The sequence below is a fragment of the Pseudoalteromonas sp. FUC4 genome (genome assembly GCF_008370255.1).
Taxonomy (GTDB): domain Bacteria; phylum Pseudomonadota; class Gammaproteobacteria; order Enterobacterales; family Alteromonadaceae; genus Pseudoalteromonas.
Genome location: NZ_SEUI01000003.1, coordinates 203382 through 221017, shown reverse-complemented (window position 1 = coordinate 221017; position 17636 = coordinate 203382). Strand labels below are relative to the sequence as shown.

18 protein-coding genes are annotated in these 17636 nt (G+C 40.3%); 14 read left to right on the top strand and 4 right to left on the bottom strand.

Annotated features, from left to right (window positions below; genetic code table 11):
• The first annotated feature begins 127 nt into the window (after positions 1-127).
• The 6 genes from EU510_RS10450 to EU510_RS10425 are packed head-to-tail and all read left to right on the top strand — an operon-like array spanning position 128 to position 5107.
• Complete coding sequence (locus EU510_RS10450) at positions 128-901, top strand: DUF3450 family protein (protein WP_149593460.1); 774 nt, start codon at positions 128-130, stop codon at positions 899-901.
• The gene (locus EU510_RS10445; protein WP_149593459.1) at positions 901-2226 is read left to right on the top strand and encodes a MotA/TolQ/ExbB proton channel family protein; all 1326 of its coding nucleotides are present in this window, start codon (positions 901-903) and stop codon (positions 2224-2226) included. Before EU510_RS10450 ends, EU510_RS10445 begins: the two co-directional genes overlap by 1 nt.
• The gene (locus EU510_RS10440) at positions 2219-2599 is read left to right on the top strand and encodes a MotA/TolQ/ExbB proton channel family protein (RefSeq protein WP_149593458.1); all 381 of its coding nucleotides are present in this window, start codon (positions 2219-2221) and stop codon (positions 2597-2599) included. The genes EU510_RS10445 and EU510_RS10440 overlap by 8 nt, the downstream gene beginning before the upstream one ends.
• Positions 2600-2603: 4 nt before the next feature.
• The gene (locus EU510_RS10435) at positions 2604-3008 is read left to right on the top strand and encodes an ExbD/TolR family protein (protein WP_036981164.1); all 405 of its coding nucleotides are present in this window, start codon (positions 2604-2606) and stop codon (positions 3006-3008) included.
• A gap of 1 nt (position 3009) precedes the next feature.
• Positions 3010-3666: an energy transducer TonB gene (locus EU510_RS10430; protein ID WP_149593457.1), complete on the top strand. Its 657-nt coding sequence runs from the start codon at positions 3010-3012 to the stop codon at positions 3664-3666.
• 19 nt (positions 3667-3685) lie between these two features.
• Positions 3686-5107 carry a tetratricopeptide repeat protein gene (locus tag EU510_RS10425; RefSeq protein WP_149593456.1) on the top strand — a complete coding sequence of 474 codons (1422 nt, stop codon included), beginning with the start codon at positions 3686-3688 and terminating at the stop codon, positions 5105-5107.
• Positions 5108-5572: 465 nt separating this feature from the next.
• Here EU510_RS10425 and zapE read toward each other — a convergent pair whose 3' ends face one another.
• A complete protein-coding gene (gene zapE / locus EU510_RS10420) occupies positions 5573-6682 on the bottom strand; it encodes a cell division protein ZapE (RefSeq protein ID WP_149593455.1) in 1110 nt (369 codons plus the stop codon).
• 59 nt (positions 6683-6741) lie between these two features.
• Between zapE and rsuA the strand changes: the two genes are divergently transcribed.
• The 3 genes from rsuA (at position 6742) to EU510_RS10405 (ending at position 9245) form a co-directional block, all read left to right on the top strand.
• The gene (rsuA, locus tag EU510_RS10415) at positions 6742-7440 is read left to right on the top strand and encodes a 16S rRNA pseudouridine(516) synthase RsuA (RefSeq protein WP_149593454.1); all 699 of its coding nucleotides are present in this window, start codon (positions 6742-6744) and stop codon (positions 7438-7440) included.
• A 119-nt stretch (positions 7441-7559) separates the two neighbouring features.
• Positions 7560-8213: a bifunctional tRNA pseudouridine(32) synthase/23S rRNA pseudouridine(746) synthase RluA gene (gene rluA, locus EU510_RS10410; RefSeq protein WP_149593453.1), complete on the top strand. Its 654-nt coding sequence runs from the start codon at positions 7560-7562 to the stop codon at positions 8211-8213.
• Between the two features lie 81 nt (positions 8214-8294).
• A complete protein-coding gene (locus EU510_RS10405) occupies positions 8295-9245 on the top strand; it encodes a DUF3530 family protein (RefSeq protein WP_149593452.1) in 951 nt (316 codons plus the stop codon).
• On the opposite strand, the gene djlA is transcribed toward EU510_RS10405, so the two are convergent.
• The 3 genes from djlA to EU510_RS10390 are packed head-to-tail and all read right to left on the bottom strand — an operon-like array spanning position 9228 to position 11780.
• The gene (gene djlA, locus EU510_RS10400; RefSeq protein WP_149593451.1) at positions 9228-10094 is read right to left on the bottom strand and encodes a co-chaperone DjlA; all 867 of its coding nucleotides are present in this window, start codon (positions 10092-10094) and stop codon (positions 9228-9230) included. The two genes, EU510_RS10405 and djlA, sit on opposite strands and share 18 nt — an antisense overlap.
• A gap of 31 nt (positions 10095-10125) precedes the next feature.
• Positions 10126-10782, bottom strand: a complete 657-nt coding sequence (gene murU / locus EU510_RS10395) for an N-acetylmuramate alpha-1-phosphate uridylyltransferase MurU (protein WP_149593450.1) — start codon at positions 10780-10782, stop codon at positions 10126-10128.
• On the bottom strand, positions 10779-11780 hold the full coding sequence (locus EU510_RS10390; RefSeq protein WP_149593449.1) for an aminoglycoside phosphotransferase family protein: 1002 nt from the start codon (positions 11778-11780) through the stop codon (positions 10779-10781). Before EU510_RS10390 ends, murU begins: the two co-directional genes overlap by 4 nt.
• A 100-nt stretch (positions 11781-11880) precedes the next feature.
• Here EU510_RS10390 and lptD point away from each other — a divergent pair, with 100 nt between their 5' ends.
• Genes lptD through apaG form a run of 5 tightly spaced genes read left to right on the top strand, consistent with a single transcriptional unit; the run spans position 11881 to position 17630 of the window.
• Complete coding sequence (gene lptD, locus EU510_RS10385; protein ID WP_149593448.1) at positions 11881-14133, top strand: LPS assembly protein LptD; 2253 nt, start codon at positions 11881-11883, stop codon at positions 14131-14133.
• Positions 14134-14163: 30 nt separating this feature from the next.
• Positions 14164-15459 (top strand): peptidylprolyl isomerase SurA, encoded by a 1296-nt coding sequence (gene surA, locus EU510_RS10380; RefSeq protein ID WP_149593447.1) that lies wholly within the window; start codon positions 14164-14166, stop codon positions 15457-15459.
• A 2-nt stretch (positions 15460-15461) separates the two neighbouring features.
• Complete coding sequence (gene pdxA, locus EU510_RS10375) at positions 15462-16454, top strand: 4-hydroxythreonine-4-phosphate dehydrogenase PdxA (RefSeq protein ID WP_149593446.1); 993 nt, start codon at positions 15462-15464, stop codon at positions 16452-16454.
• Positions 16451-17257, top strand: a complete 807-nt coding sequence (gene rsmA, locus EU510_RS10370; protein WP_002960838.1) for a 16S rRNA (adenine(1518)-N(6)/adenine(1519)-N(6))-dimethyltransferase RsmA — start codon at positions 16451-16453, stop codon at positions 17255-17257. The genes pdxA and rsmA overlap by 4 nt, the downstream gene beginning before the upstream one ends.
• Entirely contained in the window at positions 17241-17630 is a 390-nt protein-coding gene (gene apaG / locus EU510_RS10365; RefSeq protein WP_149593445.1) for a Co2+/Mg2+ efflux protein ApaG, read from the top strand. The genes rsmA and apaG overlap by 17 nt, the downstream gene beginning before the upstream one ends.
• Positions 17631-17636: the final 6 nt, after the last annotated feature.

Here is a 17636-nt window from a genome sequence, read left to right as displayed (position 1 = left end):
AATGTAAACGATAACTGTTATCAATTGCATTGTTATGTGAATTCCTATATTGTATACACACTCAAAAATTAACAGTAATTACGTCCTTGTAATTGCTTGTCGTAACTTTCAGGATTGTTGTTAAGTAATGCGAAGCTTAATTAAACCAATTAGCGTAGTTATCGCGCTTTGTAGCACTATGGCAGTAAAAGCCGACACTGTTAGTGAGCTAGAACAACTCGTTAATAAATGGCTACAAATAGAAAATCAAAACACAGAATTAAATACTCATTGGCTTGAACAAAAAAGCAGTATGGAGCAAACCTTAACGCTTCTAAATGCCGAGCAGCAGCAACTTAGCGAGCTTAATCAGCGTAGAAAAAAAAGCACCAGTGAGCTTGCCCAAAAACGCGAACAGCTTGTTACTAAGCAATCAGAACTTGAAAATGATCAACAGCAATTAAATGATCAACTAGCACGTATTTCTCAGCAATTACTTTCATTACAAGTGAAACTCCCCCCGCCACTTTTGAGTAGTTGGAAAAACGCCGGTGATTTAAGCGACTCACAACTCAGTACAACTGACAAATTACAAACAGCACTAAAAATGCTGACCCTACTTAATGATTTTCAACAACGTATTTCAATTCACGAAATGGCTATTAAACACCCTGACGGGCAAGAAGTATGGGTTAAGCAGCTTTATTTAGGTGCAGCTCAAGCATGGTTTGTAAGTGAAGACTTAAGTTACGTAGGTATTGGTTTTCCAAGTGACTTAGGTTGGCAGTGGGAATTTGACCCAAGCATTAATGCAGAACAAGTTGCACTGGGTATTGCTGTACAGCAAAAAAAGCGCGCTGCTGATTGGGTAACACTCCCAATATTAAGTTATGTAAATAAAAACCAGCAAGGGGCTAAATAATGGCTATTAACAGCATAATTAAAGTATTTAGCGCCACAGTGTTACTTTTTAGTGCAAACATATCTTTTGCAGCTAGCAGTGATGATGCTAAACAAAGTATTTTAAGTGATATTAAAACAGCGCAACGTACTCTAAGTAAAACTCAAAATAGTATTTCAAAAGAGCAAGCAACCCTTGCAAAGCAAATTTTTACCAAGCAGCAATCGCTCAGTAAATTACGCGAACAAGCCGCAGTTAATCGCCGCCTAGCTGACGAAAACACATTAAGCCTCGATCAGTTACAAACCCGATTAGACACTTGGCAACAGCAACAGCAATATCAATTAAACTTACTTAGCCATTTTGTACGGCAAAATACCAGCAATAGTGCGAGCAGTAACGAGTCGACTAATAACCAAAACGAGTTATTAAACCGTGTTGTATCGCAAATTAATAATCAAGAGCAGACACTTTATCCTCAGTTTAAAAAACAATCGGTTGTGCTAAGTAATGGCGAATTAAGCCAAGCTAATACCCTTCAAGTAGGGCCTGTTGCATGGTTTAGTACGCAAACACCTAAACTTATGGGTTTATTAAATTTAGATGATGAATCTAATGCATTAAAAGTAGCGTTAGTGCAATCAACAAGTGACGACAACCCACTCGATAATACTTTAAAGCAAAACGGTGTAGGTTCTACATTACTTACTTTTGACCCTAGTTTAACGCACTTAATAACTAGCCAAGCCCAACAAGAAAGTCCGCTTGAACACCTAGAAAAAGGCGGTTTATGGGCTATCCCTATTATTTTATTTGCCTGCTTTGCACTAACCATTGCGCTATTAAAAGCCGCGCAACTACTGCGTTTAAGTAAAATTAAAATGCACTCTCAAATGCAATTACAGCAATTTTTTAAAGCTGAAAACAGCAGTGAATTTGCAGGCATGCAGCAGCAGTTATTTAACTTAACACTGCAAAGCGAAAAAGGCCAAGTACGAGACGATCAATTATTTAATCAGTTAATTCACGATAAGCATAAACTCGATAACTTTATTGGCGCTATTGCTGTTACTGCAGCAGTAGCCCCATTACTCGGGTTATTAGGCACGGTTAGCGGCATGATCGAAACATTTAAAATGATGACCTTGTTTGGCTCAGGTGACCCAGAAGTTGTATCGGGCGGTATTGCACAAGCACTAATAACAACTGAATTAGGTTTAGTCGTTGCCATACCTGCATTGGTATTAAATGCCCTACTATCACGTAAAGCAAAAGCGTACTACAGCCAACTAGAAGGCTTTGCATTACAGCTTAGTCAACTAGAAAAAGGAGAAACCAATGTTTGAAAAAATCGTTAGTAACCCTATTTGCTGGTGTATTCTTTTACTCGCTTTATTTGTATACCAGTTAATTTTTCATGACTTACTGCACCTTAAACAATACAAAGCGCAGCGTAAAGGTTACTGGCAAGAGGTAAGCTCTATTTTAACTGCCGCTCTTCCGCTACTTGGTTTATTAGGTACCATTGTTGGTTTGCTTGATACATTTAAAGTAATGGCGCTGGGCCATAACGAGTTAATGAGTGACGCCATTGGTGATGCATTGCTAACAACTCAATTGGGCCTTGTGTGCGCTATTCCCGCGTGGTTAATGCAAGCTTATTTAGCGTATTCGCAGCGTAATCCTAAATTACATACGTTAAGTAAACAGTTAGGGTAACACTATGCAATCACGTTTAAAGCACAAGCTAGAGCAAGAAGCGGGGCAACATATTGATATGTCGCCGCTACTTGATGTGGTATTTATATTGCTAATATTTTTTATTGTTACAACCGTATTTGTACGCGAAAGCGGCGTTGAAGTTGATAAACCACAAGCCGTATCGGCCAGTCGTCTTGAGCAGCAAGTTATATTTTTAGCAATAACCGACAACCAACAAGTATTTTTTGATGGCAGCCAAATTGGTGTTGCTGGTGTACGTAGTAGTGTCGAGCAAATGTTAAAACAGCAACAACGCCCTGTGGTTATTCAAGCTGATAAAACAGTACCTACTGAGTTACTTGTTCAAGTAATTGACGAAGCAAAGCTGGCAGGCGCGGCGCAAGTTAACTTAGCTACGAAGCAATAATATGCACACGATTAACCCGCTTCAAAAAACAAAAAACAATCGCCATCCGCTGTTTGCATTTGGCCTTAGCCTCATTGTGCTTAGTGTTGCATTACTACTTTTATGGCTTGGGCAACTTGCCGAGCATCATATACAAGACAAAGTGGTTGTACGTGAGATTGCCATGGTGGCACTGCCACCACCCCCTCCTCCATCAATATCGCAACAGCAAACAAGTGAGCCAATGCAAAGCTTAGCGGTAGAAGGTGCAGGCGCGTCTATTCAAGCCGTAAAAATTAAGATCAACAGTGATTTAAGTATTGTAAAACCCGATACACCCAATGTAAAAGTAAGCGCGCCACAATGGCAATCAATGAGTGTAAATTGGGATGCATTTAGCTTAAATCAACTCGATGGCCTCCCCACTTTACTTACTCCCGTCAAGGCCGTTTTACMAAAAAGCTTAACCCGCCGAGGTGTTGATGTATTTACTGTAAAACTCGATGTATTTATTGATGAAAGTGGCAAGCTAAGTTTAGTTGAGGTAGTACAAAACCCATACCCTGAACTTAAACCAGCTATCGACAAAATTATTAAACAAAGCCGCTTTAGTGCACCTAAAAAAGAAGGTGAAACCGTACGCGCTCGCTTTATTTGGCCAATCGAATTTAAACCTTAAGCCTATTAAAATGAAAAACATGAATATATTTAAAACGCTAAAACCATTAACTTCCGCACTGTTGACGACTGTAATGTGCTCATTGCCTTTATTAGGTGTAACTAGCGTACAAGCAAGCGCTGCCAGTGATACTAATGCGCCACTAAAAGTAACTTTATCGCCTAGCGATCCAACATGGCAGTTGGCTATAAATAATAAATTACTAGGTCCTACAGAGGTCCTTATTGAGCCGACCGAGCGCGGTTTTGCTCGCCAAGTACAACCACTTTTACAAGCAGGTAATTACAGTGAAGTCGCTGCGCTATTTAAAGGCCGAGATATAAACCAAGATAGCACTGCTTTAAACTTATTACGTGCACAAGTACTGCTTTCAACAAAAGACTTTAATAACGCTGAACTAGCTTACCTCGCGTGTTTGAAAGCCTCACCTGATTTAGTAAAAGCACACCAAGGTTTGAGCCTTTTATACATGCAACAAGCAAAGTATGACAAAGCGCAAACACACCTAGTACACAGTATTGAACTTGGCCAAGCTGATGCACAAAGTTATGCGCAACTTGCTTATATACATGTGCAGCACAGCCAACCTTGGAGCGCAGTAGCGGCGTACCGCCAAGCGCTTATGCTAGCGCCAGAAACAAGCCAATACCAACAAGGGCTATTGTTTGCGTTAATTGAATCGGGTGATTTAAGTCAGGCAAATGCATTATTAAAAGAATTACTTAATAAAAGCCCTGATAAAGCTGAACTTTGGCTGCAACGTGCACAAATAGCATTACAGCTTGATCACAAAAAGCAGGCGCTAGCTGCTATTGAAGTGGCCTTAAAACTCAACCCTAAAGATACCAGTAACCAGCTTTTAGCAGCCCAGCTGCATTTAAGTGAAGGCAGCACTGAACGCGCTGTGAGCTTATTAAAGCAAGGTTTAAAACACGCCACTAAACAGCAGCAAGTTGAGGTTATTAATACCACGGTGCAAACTTTAGGCTGGCTTGTATCTCAACAAAAATGGGATTTAGCGAAAAATCTAATAGGCAGCGCAAAAAGATTAACTAAGCAGCTACCCCGTGATGAACAAGCCCAGTTTTCTGTATACAGCGCACAAATTGCTATGCAACAAGGTAATACTAAACGTGCTCTTAAAAGCTTAAATAATGCACTTAAAATAAACCCGAATTTAGGTGATGCCCTACTTAGTTTAGCGAGTATTTATCGCAGTAAAAGCCAACTTACCCAAGCTAAACTTATGTACGTTCGTGCACAAGCTCTACCTGATTACCAACTATCGGCATGGCTTGGATTATCGCAAATAGCGATTGATTCTAAAGACTACCCGAGCGCGCTAAAGCATCTTAGAAAAGCATTACAAGCTAACCCACAACGCCAGGACTTAATTACTAATATTCGCGCCCTTGAGAATATAGTTCGTCAAGAAGGATAAGTTTAACACCGTGATTAAATTTACTTGTAGACGCCCAGCTTGCTGGCTGTGACGAGCAAAACTCGTAATTTCTATATGCAATAAGATCTTAAGTGATTTGTTCACAAAGAGGTTTAGAGGGCGCTGCGCTTTAGAGAAGTAATAATACATAATTACTATTGTTTTATGTCTTCTCATTTACTCCTCTTTTACTTCTCTTTGTGAAATAAGATCTTAAGTGATTTATTCACAAAGAGGTTTAGAGCGCGCTGCGCTTTAGAGAAGCCTGTAAGTAAGCAAAGTAATCAGTTATAAATATTAAAAGCTGCGCTTTTCGCGTGAGCAAGCTTCACGCCTACAACATATCAAACTTCTGCACCAAACTTGTAGACGCACAGCTTGCTGGCGTGACGAGCAAAGCTCGTAATTTCTATGTTTTGGTGTCTTCTCACGTGAGCAAGCTCGTTTACAATATATATTAAAGCGTTACCAATTTTGCATTTCAACTATGCGTGATTGTGTGCGTGCATATTCAAAGCTCAACTTTTTACCTTTATATAAATGTTCAATGTCGGTTTGAGCATTTATTACCAGCAATTTATGGCAATCGTAAAATTCATCGACTAAGGCAATAAATCGCCGTGCTTCGTCGTCAAAAGTGTGCTCATCAAGCGTTTGTTTTTCGCGCTGATAACTATCTTCTATACCGTGAACAATCACTTTACCCGTTGCTTTAGCACCCATTTGCGGTACGTTCGACACATATAACACATCAAATTGCGTTGCTAAAAACATATAATCGTTAGCACTACGAGGGCCTGAACATAGCGCCATAAAATCAATCATCAAGGCGTTATCGGCTCTTAATAAATAAGGTAAATCGCGCCCATGCACACTAACTGTATTGCTACATGTTACTACTGGATACGAAGCTAAAAACTCATTTTTAAAATCGTGATTTGATAAATTAATAAAATAGTGACGACTGTTTTTACCATATCTAAAGCGGTGATCGTCCTCCCCTGCCACATTAATTATATGGCAATGGTTATTAATTAAATCGATAGTAGGTAAAAATCGCGCTCGTTGCAGGCCGTTGTAATAAAGCTGCTCTGGCTTTGCGTTCGATGTGGCCACCAGCACAACACCTTGTTCAAACAACGCATTGAACAATCTGGCCATAATCATGGCATCGCCAATGTCGCTCACAAAAAACTCGTCAAAACACAATACACGAATATTTTTAGCCCACTGTTTTGCAATTAGAATAAGTGGATTTTTTTGACCTTGTAGCTGCGAAAGCTGGGCATGCACTTGTGCTATAAAATGATGAAAATGCAGCCGCTGCTTTTGCTCAATAGGTAGGTTTTTATAAAATAAATCCATTAACATGGATTTACCGCGCCCTACGGGTCCATATAAATAAATGCCTTTTATTAAGGGCGCTTTTTGCCACCATGATGTGTGAGCTTGAAGTTGCTCGCTTAGCGTATTTAAAGCTTCTACCGCATTTTGCTGCGCAGCATCAAAACACAGTTCTCCCACGTCTATTTTTGCTTGGTAAAGGCTTAAAATTTGTGTGCTGTGCACTGTCATGGTATTTCACTATCGGCTATAATCGCGCCCATTGTAGCCGACTAAAAATGTGAACCAAAATGAAATTCCCTTGCCGCTTAGATAAATTTATTAGCCACTTAGCTGAAATACCGCGCACGCAAGCTCGCGCTAGCATTAAGCGAAAAGAAGTAAGCGTTAATGGCGAAGTAATCACATCACATAATTTTCAGCTAGCCCAGCAAGATGAAGTATTGCACCAAGGTGCACCTTTGGTATTTTTAGGTAAGCGCTATTACATGCTAAATAAACCGGTTGGCTATGTATGCGCTAACAGTGACGAACTACATAAAACCGTTTTTGACTTACTTGATGAACCAAATATGAGCGACTTTCACGTGGCAGGCCGCCTTGATATAGATACCACAGGGTTAGTTATTATTACTAATGATGGCGACTGGTCACATAAAATTACGTCGCCTAAAAGCAATAAATTTAAAACCTACCTCGTCGAAACTCAAGAGCCGATTACCGATGAAGCCCTTGAGCAATTACGTACAGGTGTCATGCTGCATAACGAAAAAGATTTAACCCGCCCAGCTATAGCTGAGAGACTTGCTAATTACGGACTGCGTTTATCAATAAGTGAAGGTAAGTATCATCAAGTTAAGCGTATGCTTTACGCGGTAGATAACAAAGTAGTTGAGTTACATCGCGAGCAGATTGCGGGGATTACCCTAGATGAAAACTTGGCCAGTGGTGAATATCGATTATTAACACCCGAAGAAATTAAGTTATAAAAGCGCTTCAAAGGAGCCTAAGTTTGGATTATTAGTTAAAACAATATAGCCAAACTTTTACTTGAGCCTGTTGGCTTGCTCCACTAAAATAGCGCCCTTCAAAATTACTAAGGTCGGCCGTGTTAGTTAACTACAATCCCCCTATGAGTCCGTATTTAACGATACTTTTTCAGGATGACGACTTACTGATAGTTAATAAACCAAGTGAGTTATTAACTGTCCCAGGTAAAGATCCTAAACATGCCGACAGCTTAATTAATCGCGTTAATCGTGTTTTTCCAACCGCAAGAATAGTGCACCGCTTAGATATGGCGACTTCTGGCATACTGTGCCTTGCCATGAATAAAGCAGCGCACAGACATTTAAGTATGCAGTTTCAAGAGCGCGAAACAGCGAAACGTTATATCGCGCGTATATACGGACACCTTGAGGCTGAAACAGGATCAGTAGATTTACCCCTTATTTGTGATTGGCCTAATCGCCCTAAACAAATGGTTGATCACGACAGAGGTAAACCTTCGCTTACACATTTTAAAATACTTGAGCGTGAAGACAATGCAACCCGTGTAGAGCTAACCCCCATCACTGGTCGCTCGCATCAACTACGTGTGCATATGTTAAGCCTGGGTCATCCTATTTTAGGTGATAGACTTTACGCCCACAAAGAGGCACTTGCTGCCGCTCCTCGCTTACAATTACATGCACAAATGCTGCAATTAAAGCACCCCGTAACTGAGCAAGTACTCACTTTTGAGGCCGAATTAGAGTTTTAACCGGCGCAAATACTTCGTAAACTATTAAACTTTTAGATAACCTTGCCGATACCTAATTAATTGTCATTCGTTAGGTGTGTTATGCTATTTTCACGGTTTTTAAAGGCAGCTTTTTATATACAGCTCAGCTGTGCGCTACTTTTAGCTAACTGCGCCTGCGCGGCTGAACATATTGCCCCACCTAGTTTATCAAGTATTGAAAATAGCGATATTGAGCGACTACTGCCAAGTGATGAAATAAAGCCAATATTAGCGGGTGAAACTGAATTTTTAAGCCTTTACAGCGAATATATGAGTAGTAATTTTAGAGGTATCGTAATACTTATACCCGATTGGCACTCTTCACCGACCAATAACTCCGGTATGAGCTACTTGCGTAAAGAGCTTAATAATTTAGGTTACAGCACCTACGCAATGACAGTACCCGACATTGATTGGCAAGCTGGTAAAATGGCAAAAACAACGCCTAACGAGACTGAAGCTGCGCCTAATAAAACCGAAGAGCCCGCATCACCCGACGCCGCAACAGACACACAACCACAGCCTGCAACAACCAAAGAAGAACCTCATTACGTTAATGCTATTGAAAAAGTAACTGACGACATACTTGATAACTATAAAATAAATCTCATTTCTCGGTTTAATGCGCTGTATCAAACCGCTATGGAAGATTCGAGTAATATAGTGGTTATTGCACAAGGTACAAGTGCGGGTGTGTTGTTGGAGTACTATGCAGATTTTCCAGATGAGAGACTGGATGCGTTTATAAGTTTAAGCAGTTACTTACCTAATACCAAGCGTAACGAAAGCTTGAGCCAAACAGCGTCACTTGTTACACCCGCCTTGCTTGATATTTACTATGCTAATGACAGCACAGACATTTTAATGAGTCTTAAAAATCGTCAGCGCTGGGTTAACCGAAATGCAAAATTTGATTACCGCCAACGCCAATTGTTTGGCCTGCGCGATCAACCTGGTCAACACGCACGCCTAACAAAAGAAATAGACGGGTTTTTACGCCGACTTTTTTAAATACTCATAAGCGGCTTGAATATCTTGGCTCTTTTTAACAGCCAATTCCATCATGTGCTTTGGTAAACCTTGCGACACTAATTTATCTGGATGATGTTGCGACATAAGCTTACGGTACGCTACCTTTATATCACGCTGCGTTGCATCACTATTTAAGCCTAATAACGCCAATGCTTGCGCACGGTCCATATTATTATTTGGCGGTACATGATGGCCAGACCCCTCACGGTAGCTACTGCTTTGACCTTGGTTTTGTTGCTGCTGATTAAAGCGCTGTTGTTGCTTTCTAAAGTTAAACTCAGCTTGGTAACGTTTTAATACAAATGCAAAGTGTGTTTTAGAAATCCCTAACTGCTTACTTACCTCTGCTAATAATTGCTTTTCTTGCTCGGCTAACACGCCATCAGAAAACGCCATTTGAATTTGTATTTCTAAAAACAACTGTATTAAATCGTTTCGTTTAGCAAAGCGTTCTTTAAAGTCGTGTACGGTTTCTTTAAGTGAAAAGTCACTCTCTTTACCTGACTGAAATGCATGTTGTGCTTCGCGGCGCTCTTCGCCCTTTAAGCCCATTTCATCCATAAACAAGTTAGCCGCTTTTATATGTATTTCGCTGACTCGACCGTTCGACTTGGCAATGTGCCCCATAACAGCAAAGCAGCTTGAAAAGAATAAAGCTTGGCGCTCGTTAACATCGTCACCACTAAATAAACTAGAAAAGCCGCCTGCTTTATCAAAGTTATTTTTTAAGCTTTTATCAAATAAATGTCCTAGGTATAAACCTAAAATAGCACCAAATATTTTGCCAAACATAAAGCCAAAACAAAAACCGAGAATTTTTCCCCACATCTATAATACTGCCTTCTTAAAAATTGAGTTGTTACGCCTCAAGGCGCCTGTTTAATTGGTTTAAACGCTCTGGTGTACCAATGTCATCCCACTGCCCTATGTAGAGCTCAGTAGAGACTAAATGTTCATTTAGCTTTTCACGTAAAATAGGCCCTAAAGGGCGAATACCTTGCGTTAATCCTTTAAAAAAATCAGCCTGATAGCGGCCAATCCCTGAAAATGTATATTTTTGACTATCGGGCGACAAATGGCTCAACGCAAAGTCGCCATCTGGATTGTGTGGCGGGTTTTCTATAAGCACTATGTGCGCCTCACCAGGTTGTAGGTGCAGCTGCGTTAGCGCACTTACATCATAATCTGTGTATACATCGCCATTTATTACAATGAACGAGTCGCCCAACAGCGGTAACGCTTCAATAATACCGCCGGCCGTTTCAAGGCCACCTTCAACTTCTTGGCTATAAAGTATATTTACGCCAAATTGACTGCCATCTTTAAAGTAGCCTTTTATTTTATCACCCTGCCACGCAAGGTTTATTACAATATCGGTAATGCCGGCTGCTTTAAGGTTATTTATATGGTGCTCAATAAGTGGTTTTTCTGCCACTTTTAACATTGGCTTTGGCATATTTTGCGTTAGCGGCATCATACGTTGTCCGCGCCCTGCAGCTAAAATCATTGCTTTCATGAGCGCTCCGTTGCTAACTTTTTAATCACTTTTGGCACTATGGTATTTTTTGTCCACTCACTTAATGCTTTAAGCTCTGGGTAATTTGCCGCTACTTCAATAATGTAATCAAGCGTCGGTAAAATATTATCTAAATAACCTGTTTTACCATCGCGTAAATATAATCGGCAAAATATACCTGCAGCCTTTAAGTGGCGTTGTATCCCGGTTAAATCAAACCAGTATTTAAATTCATCTAATGAAGTGTTAACCAGTAAGTTTTGAGCTGTAAATTCTTGATAAGCAAAATCAAGCAAGCTTGTTAATTCTTGCTCTGGCAATTTAAAGTAGCAATCGCGTAGCAGCGATACTAAATCGTAGCAAAGTGGCCCGCGAACAGCATCTTGATAATCTATAATGGCCCACTGGCCGTCACTATTCATAATATTACGGCTATGGTAATCACGATGAACGGTAACCGTTGGTTGCTCAAGCATGGCCTTTATTAATAGCGCTGAACTTGCTTGCCACATTATTTTTTGTTCTGCACTGAGTGGCTCATTAATAAAGTCGCTTACTAACCACTGGCTAAATATATCAAGCTCTAGCTTTATAAAATCTTCGTTATACGCATGCATAGCAGAAGCTGCCGGCGTTTTTGCCCACTGAGCACTTAAACTAATTAATGCTTGGTAATGCTCGGTGCGGTTTGCATCATCGAGCATGTCGGCTAGGTGCGTACTGCCTAAGTCACTGAGAATAAAAAAGCCCTGTTTCTCATCACTTGCAATAATAGTGGGAAGTAAAAAACCTTGCTCAACAAACACCTGATTTAGCGAAATGTAAGGTTCGTTATTCACTTTTTTTGGATCTGAGTCCATCACTATTAAATGTTTATTATCGTGATTTAAACGATAATAACGGCGAAAGCTCGCATCACCCGTGATCGCATTTAAAGTATGCGACTTGGCATTAAGGTGTGTGTTTAAAAATTGTTGTAAATTCTCAAAGCGTGTCATTTTATTAGATATCTATTTTTATAGGTCAATTACTGTAATTGCCATTATTTTCCTTTATTATGTGTATATTATATTAAACACAAAGTATTAAGGTCGATAAATGAGCAAAACCTGGGGCATATTGATGCTAAGCGTAGTTAGCGCACCATCGCTTGCCGAAACTGAACTGGCACACAACCTTTGTGGCATTTCAATGCAAACCAGAGCTTGGCAACCACTTGAAGGCCTTAACCTTGGTGAAGTTGATATCCAAGCTGATGATGTTGAGCTGCTTGGCACTCAAAGCGCTGAATTTACCGGCAATGTTGATATTAACACCCTTAAGATGAGTTTGTCCGCACAAACTGCGTTGATAGACAAACAGCGTGGTTTATTAAATGCAACAGGGCCAATTACTTATCAAGACTACGTAAGTAAAGTAAACAGCACCGGATTAAATGCCGATTTAAATAATTCAGAAGTCAGTTTGTTAGGCGCCGACTACAGCCTAACCGAACAACAAGGTAAAGGCGGCGCTGAAAAGCTCACTGTTAATCAGTCTGGCTTATTACTCATGAATGCAAGCTTTACTACTTGCCCAAGTGACACCCCAGCATGGGAAATTGAAGCTGACGAAATAAACCTTTCACGCGAAGAAGGCTGGGGCGAAACATATAACGCCGTATTACGTATTTTAGATACACCGGTTTTATATTTACCTTATTTTACATTCCCGCTGGATGAGCGCCGTAAATCGGGCTTACTTACCCCGACTATTTCAAGCTCTGACAAATACGGCCTTGAAACTATTACGCCGTATTATTTAAATATTGCACCTAATTTTGATGCCACGATTACGCCGCGTTATATGTCTAACAAAGGGCTGCAATTACAAACAGAATTTAGATACCTAACAGAGCAACACGAAGGCTTAGTAGGGATTGAGTATTTAAATAGTGATGATTCTGAGCCAGATTTGAATGAACGCTACATGTTTCATTGGCAACAGCAAAGCTACTTAGGTGAAAACTGGCGCGCAAACGTTGATATAACCAATGTGAGCGATGATAACTACATCACCGACTTAACTTCAAACTACGCAAGTAAAACCGATACTCAGTTATATCGCACCGGCTCACTTACGCATTTAGGTGATACATGGCGAACCGATATAAAAGTGCAAAACTTTGAAGTACTCGGCGATCACTTAGAGTCATACACTGCTTTGCCGCAAATTAACTTTACGCAAACCGCCCCATGGCGTTTTGATAATTTTGACTTTAGTGTCTCAGGCGAAATCAGTCATTTTACTAATGATTCATCAGAAGTAGCTATAGATAGCGCAACCCGTGTACACGTAGAGCCAAAAGCACGTTACAACTATGCTACTCATGCATGGTCTTTTTTATCTGAAGTGAGCTTATTACAAACTAACTATAAGCAAAGCGGAAATTTAACAGGCACACAATACAGCGATACCGTATCGCGTACTATCCCTAAAGTACGTTTGTACTCTCAGCTTAATTTTGAGCGTGATGCCTCTTACTTTTTTGAAGATGCTATACAAACACTAGAGCCGCAAATTCAATATTTATATACACCAAATAAAGATCAGTCAGACATTGGCTTGTTTGATACAACCAAGCTGCAAGATGATTATTATGGTTTATTTAGAGACGTGCGCTTTTCGGGTGTTGACCGTATAGCCGCTGCTAATCAATTTACTTTAGGTGCGACAACGCGCTTATTTGATAAAAAACAAGAAGAAGTGTTTAACTTTAGTGCCGGCCAAATATTTTATTTAAGTGACGATGCAAAGCCAACAGAGCAAGGCTTAAACTCAGACACTAATTATAATGCACTATTTGCAGCTCAAACCATGTTACATTGGCACCGCCGTTGGTACCTCGCAGGAGGTATTCAATACGATACAGATGGCAAGCAAATGGTACAGTCAAATGTAACGCTTGATTATAAAGGTGATAATAATCAGCTAGTACAATTGAACCATCGCTATGCAAATGATGTCTCAGGAAATACAATCGAGCAAGCAGGTGTATTTACAAGTATTCCTATTAGCGACGAATGGCAATTTATTGCGAGTTACCATCGAGATCTTGAAAACAACAGAAGTATCGAAGTATTGAGCGGATTACAGTATGAATCATGCTGTTGGGCTATCCAAATTACTGGGCACCGCCAAATTGAAACTGACTTAAATCAGTCAATAGGCCAAGAACAAGCAACTTTTGATTCAGGTATTAGTTTGAATTTTGTATTAAAAGGACTTGGCAGTAAAAGCCGTTATGATGCACAAAAATTATTACAACAAGGTATTTTTGGCTATCGTAGACCGTATTTTCTTAGTAACTAGAGTACTATCAGCAAGAGTAGTAAACAGAATATGAATTTAAAAAAATTATTAACATCAGCAGTTTTAAGTGTCAGCCTTTGTCAAAGTGCAATGGCTGCACCAGTCGAAATAGATAAAGTTATTGGCGTTGTAAACGAAGGCGTCATTTTAAAAAGCGAAGTAGACACCATTATTAATCGTGTTAAAAAGCAAGCCGAAGAACAAGGCCAGCAATTACCAAAAGATGAAACACTTCGTGTACAAGCTGTAGAGCGTTTAGTTAATCAAGCGCTTATGATGCAAATGGCTGAGCGTATGGGGTTACAAATCTCAGACAGCCAACTCGATCAAACTCTCGCTAACATGGCAAAAGAGCAAGGCGGAACAATTGCCGACTTACGCCGCACTATTGAAGGTTCGGGCGAAAGCTTTCAAGCTTACCGTGAAGAAATTCGTAAAGAAATCACAACGCAGCAAGTAACACGTGCAAGCGTTGATCGTCGTATTTATATTAGCGAACAAGAAGTTGATAACCTTTTAAAAATTATGGAAACCCAAGGTCAAAGTGCTGAAGAGTACGACATTGGTCATATTTTAATAGATATCCCTAACGATGCGACAGCTGAGGAAATTTCTAACGCAAAAACACGTGCAGATAAAGTTATTGAGCTATTAAACGATGGCCAAGAATTTAAGCGTATTGCTATTTCATCATCAAGCGGCTCTAAAGCTCTTGAAGGTGGACAACTTGGTTACATGGGCATTAACGAAATGCCATCGCTTTTTGCTGAAGCAGTAAAAGGCCAAAAGAAAGGCGCTATTGTTGGCCCACTTCGTTCTGGTGCTGGTTTTCATATCATTAAAGTACAAGACGTTCGTGGTCTACAAGTTGTAGAAACAACTGAAGTACGTTCACGCCATATACTTATTAAACCTTCAATTATTTTAAGTGAAGAAAAAGCACGCTCAATGCTTGCAGGCTTTGCAAAAGACTTACGCGCAGGAACAGCCGACTTTGGTGAACTTGCTAAAGAGTACTCAGAAGACCCAGGCTCTGCACTTAAAGGTGGCGAGTACGATTGGACAGATCCAACTACCTACGTACCTGCGTTTAAAGATACATTACTTTCTCTTAAAGAAAATGAAATAAGCGAACCGTTTAGAACACAGTTTGGTTGGCATATTGTGCAATTACTTGGTAAACGTGTAGCTGATAAAACTGAACTAGCTAAACGTAACCGTGCTCACGGTATGTTGTTTAACCGTAAATTTAAGGAAGAAAGTTTTAACTGGCAGCAAGAAATGCGCGAGCAAGCTCACGTTGAAATTTTCCCTATAGACCAATAAATATGACTCTAAGAATTGCTATTACACCGGGTGAACCAGCCGGTATTGGCCCAGATTTGCTACTCACGCTTGCTCAGCAAGCGTGGGAAGCTCAACTTATAGCGATTGCTGATGGCAAACTATTAAAAGAGCGTGCAAAGCATTTAGGCTTAACAATAAACTTAATTGAATTTGATGATAATGCCCCTGCCACAGCAGCACCTGCAGGCAGTTTGTATATTCATCAGGTTGATTTAGGTGCAGATGTAGATCTTGGCGTACTAAACGACGGTAACGGCCAATACGTGTTAGATACCTTGCGTATAGCAAGTGAAAAAAACATGGATGGCACGTTCGATGCGGTTGTTACAGGCCCTGTTCACAAAGGCATTATTAACAAAGCGGGCATTTCATTTAGCGGACACACTGAGTATTTTGCGCAGCAATCAAATACTGCAGATGTAGTTATGATGCTTGCAACTGAAGGTTTACGCGTTGCACTTGTAACCACGCATATTCCACTTGCGTATGTGTCCCGTGCCATTACTCCTGAGCGCTTAACTAAAGTAGCGGGTATTTTAAATCACGACCTACAAACTAAGTTTGGGATAGAAAAACCACGTATTTTAGTGTGTGGCTTAAACCCACATGCAGGTGAAGATGGCCATTTAGGCCGTGAAGAAATAGAAACAATCACCCCAACGCTTGAAATACTTAGAAGCGAAGGGATGAATTTAATTGGCCCGCTCCCGGCCGATACCTTATTTCAACATAAATACCTATCTGAAGCAGATGCAGTACTTGCTATGTATCACGATCAGGGGTTACCTGTGCTAAAATACAAAGGATTTGGTAAATCGGTAAATATTACCCTTGGCTTACCATTTATCCGCACCTCAGTTGACCACGGTACTGCACTTGATTTAGCTGGTACTGGTACAGCTGACGTTGGCAGTTTTGAATTAGCGATCCGCGAAGCAATTAAGCTCGCCCAAGAAAAAGCACAAAATCAATGACCGATAAAGTACATTTAGGACACCGCGCTCGTAAGCGTTTTGGGCAAAACTTTTTATTTGATGAATCTATCATCGATAAAATAGTCTCTGCGATTGATCCTAAACCAGAAGACAACTTAGTAGAAATTGGCCCCGGCCTTGGCGCAATTACTGAGCCAGTAGCCGACTTAAGCGGCCATTTAACGGTTGTTGAATTAGATAAAGACTTAGCACAACGATTAATTGAACACCCATTTTTGGGTCCTAAATTAACCGTTAACCAAGGCGATGCAATGACGTTTGACTTTGCAAGCTTGGTTCGCGATGACAAAAAATTAAAAGTGTTTGGTAACTTACCTTACAATATTTCGACACCGTTATTGTTTCATCTTTTTGAATTTTCAGATCATATTGAGCACATGCATTTTATGCTTCAAAAAGAAGTAGTAAAACGCATGGTTGCAGGCCCAGGTAGTAAAACATTTGGCCGCTTAAGCGTAATGACTCAATACTACTGTAATGCAATGCCGGTTGTTGAAGTACCTCCTGAGTGCTTTAAACCAGCGCCAAAAGTTGACTCTGCTGTTATTCGTTTAATACCTAAAAAGCCAGAGCAACGTACAGCAAAAAGCGTTAAAATTTTAAACACCGTGTGTTTAGAAGCATTTAACCAGCGCCGTAAAACGCTACGTAATAGTTTAGGTAACTTACTTACCGCAGAAGAGCTAACTAGCATTGGCATTGATATAACGCTGCGTGCTGAGCGCTTATCTTTACAACAATTTATTGATATAGCTAACTGGATTTATGACAACAAGCAGTAACATTGGATCGCCTGTAAAGGTATCTGTAGAAACATTTTACGTAGAAGGTCAATCTCAACCGGAGCTTGAAAAATACGTATTTGCTTACTCGGTAACAATTAAAAACCATAGTTTATGCAGTGCAAAATTACTGAGCCGCTATTGGTTAATTACCGACGCAAATGGCAAACAAGTAGAAGTTGAAGGCGAAGGCGTTGTTGGCGAAATGCCAGATATTGGCCCAGGCGAAAGCTATAAATACACCAGCGGTGCAATTTTAGATACACCTGTAGGCACTATGCAAGGCCACTACACGTTACGCAACGAGTTTGGCTCTGAGTTTCAGGCGCCTATTAATGTGTTTCGTTTGGCTTGCCTTAACATTTTGCATTAAGCACTT

What these genes read in the sequence shown, in the direction of transcription:
- lptD (WP_149593448.1), top strand. Translation starts at nt 11,881, where the DNA reads ATGAGCAAAACCTGGGGCATATTGATGCTAAGCGTAGTTAGCGCACCA.
- rsuA (WP_149593454.1), top strand. Translation starts at nt 6,742, where the DNA reads ATGAAATTCCCTTGCCGCTTAGATAAATTTATTAGCCACTTAGCTGAA.
- EU510_RS10450 (WP_149593460.1), top strand. Translation starts at nt 128, where the DNA reads ATGCGAAGCTTAATTAAACCAATTAGCGTAGTTATCGCGCTTTGTAGC.
- EU510_RS10425 (WP_149593456.1), top strand. Translation starts at nt 3,686, where the DNA reads ATGAATATATTTAAAACGCTAAAACCATTAACTTCCGCACTGTTGACG.
- EU510_RS10435 (WP_036981164.1), top strand. Translation starts at nt 2,604, where the DNA reads ATGCAATCACGTTTAAAGCACAAGCTAGAGCAAGAAGCGGGGCAACAT.
- surA (WP_149593447.1), top strand. Translation starts at nt 14,164, where the DNA reads ATGAATTTAAAAAAATTATTAACATCAGCAGTTTTAAGTGTCAGCCTT.
- EU510_RS10390 (WP_149593449.1), bottom strand. Translation starts at nt 11,780, where the DNA reads ATGACACGCTTTGAGAATTTACAACAATTTTTAAACACACACCTTAAT.
- murU (WP_149593450.1), bottom strand. Translation starts at nt 10,782, where the DNA reads ATGAAAGCAATGATTTTAGCTGCAGGGCGCGGACAACGTATGATGCCG.
- djlA (WP_149593451.1), bottom strand. Translation starts at nt 10,094, where the DNA reads ATGTGGGGAAAAATTCTCGGTTTTTGTTTTGGCTTTATGTTTGGCAAA.
- EU510_RS10405 (WP_149593452.1), top strand. Translation starts at nt 8,295, where the DNA reads ATGCTATTTTCACGGTTTTTAAAGGCAGCTTTTTATATACAGCTCAGC.
- EU510_RS10445 (WP_149593459.1), top strand. Translation starts at nt 901, where the DNA reads ATGGCTATTAACAGCATAATTAAAGTATTTAGCGCCACAGTGTTACTT.
- zapE (WP_149593455.1), bottom strand. Translation starts at nt 6,682, where the DNA reads ATGACAGTGCACAGCACACAAATTTTAAGCCTTTACCAAGCAAAAATA.
- pdxA (WP_149593446.1), top strand. Translation starts at nt 15,462, where the DNA reads ATGACTCTAAGAATTGCTATTACACCGGGTGAACCAGCCGGTATTGGC.
- rsmA (WP_002960838.1), top strand. Translation starts at nt 16,451, where the DNA reads ATGACCGATAAAGTACATTTAGGACACCGCGCTCGTAAGCGTTTTGGG.
- EU510_RS10440 (WP_149593458.1), top strand. Translation starts at nt 2,219, where the DNA reads ATGTTTGAAAAAATCGTTAGTAACCCTATTTGCTGGTGTATTCTTTTA.
- apaG (WP_149593445.1), top strand. Translation starts at nt 17,241, where the DNA reads ATGACAACAAGCAGTAACATTGGATCGCCTGTAAAGGTATCTGTAGAA.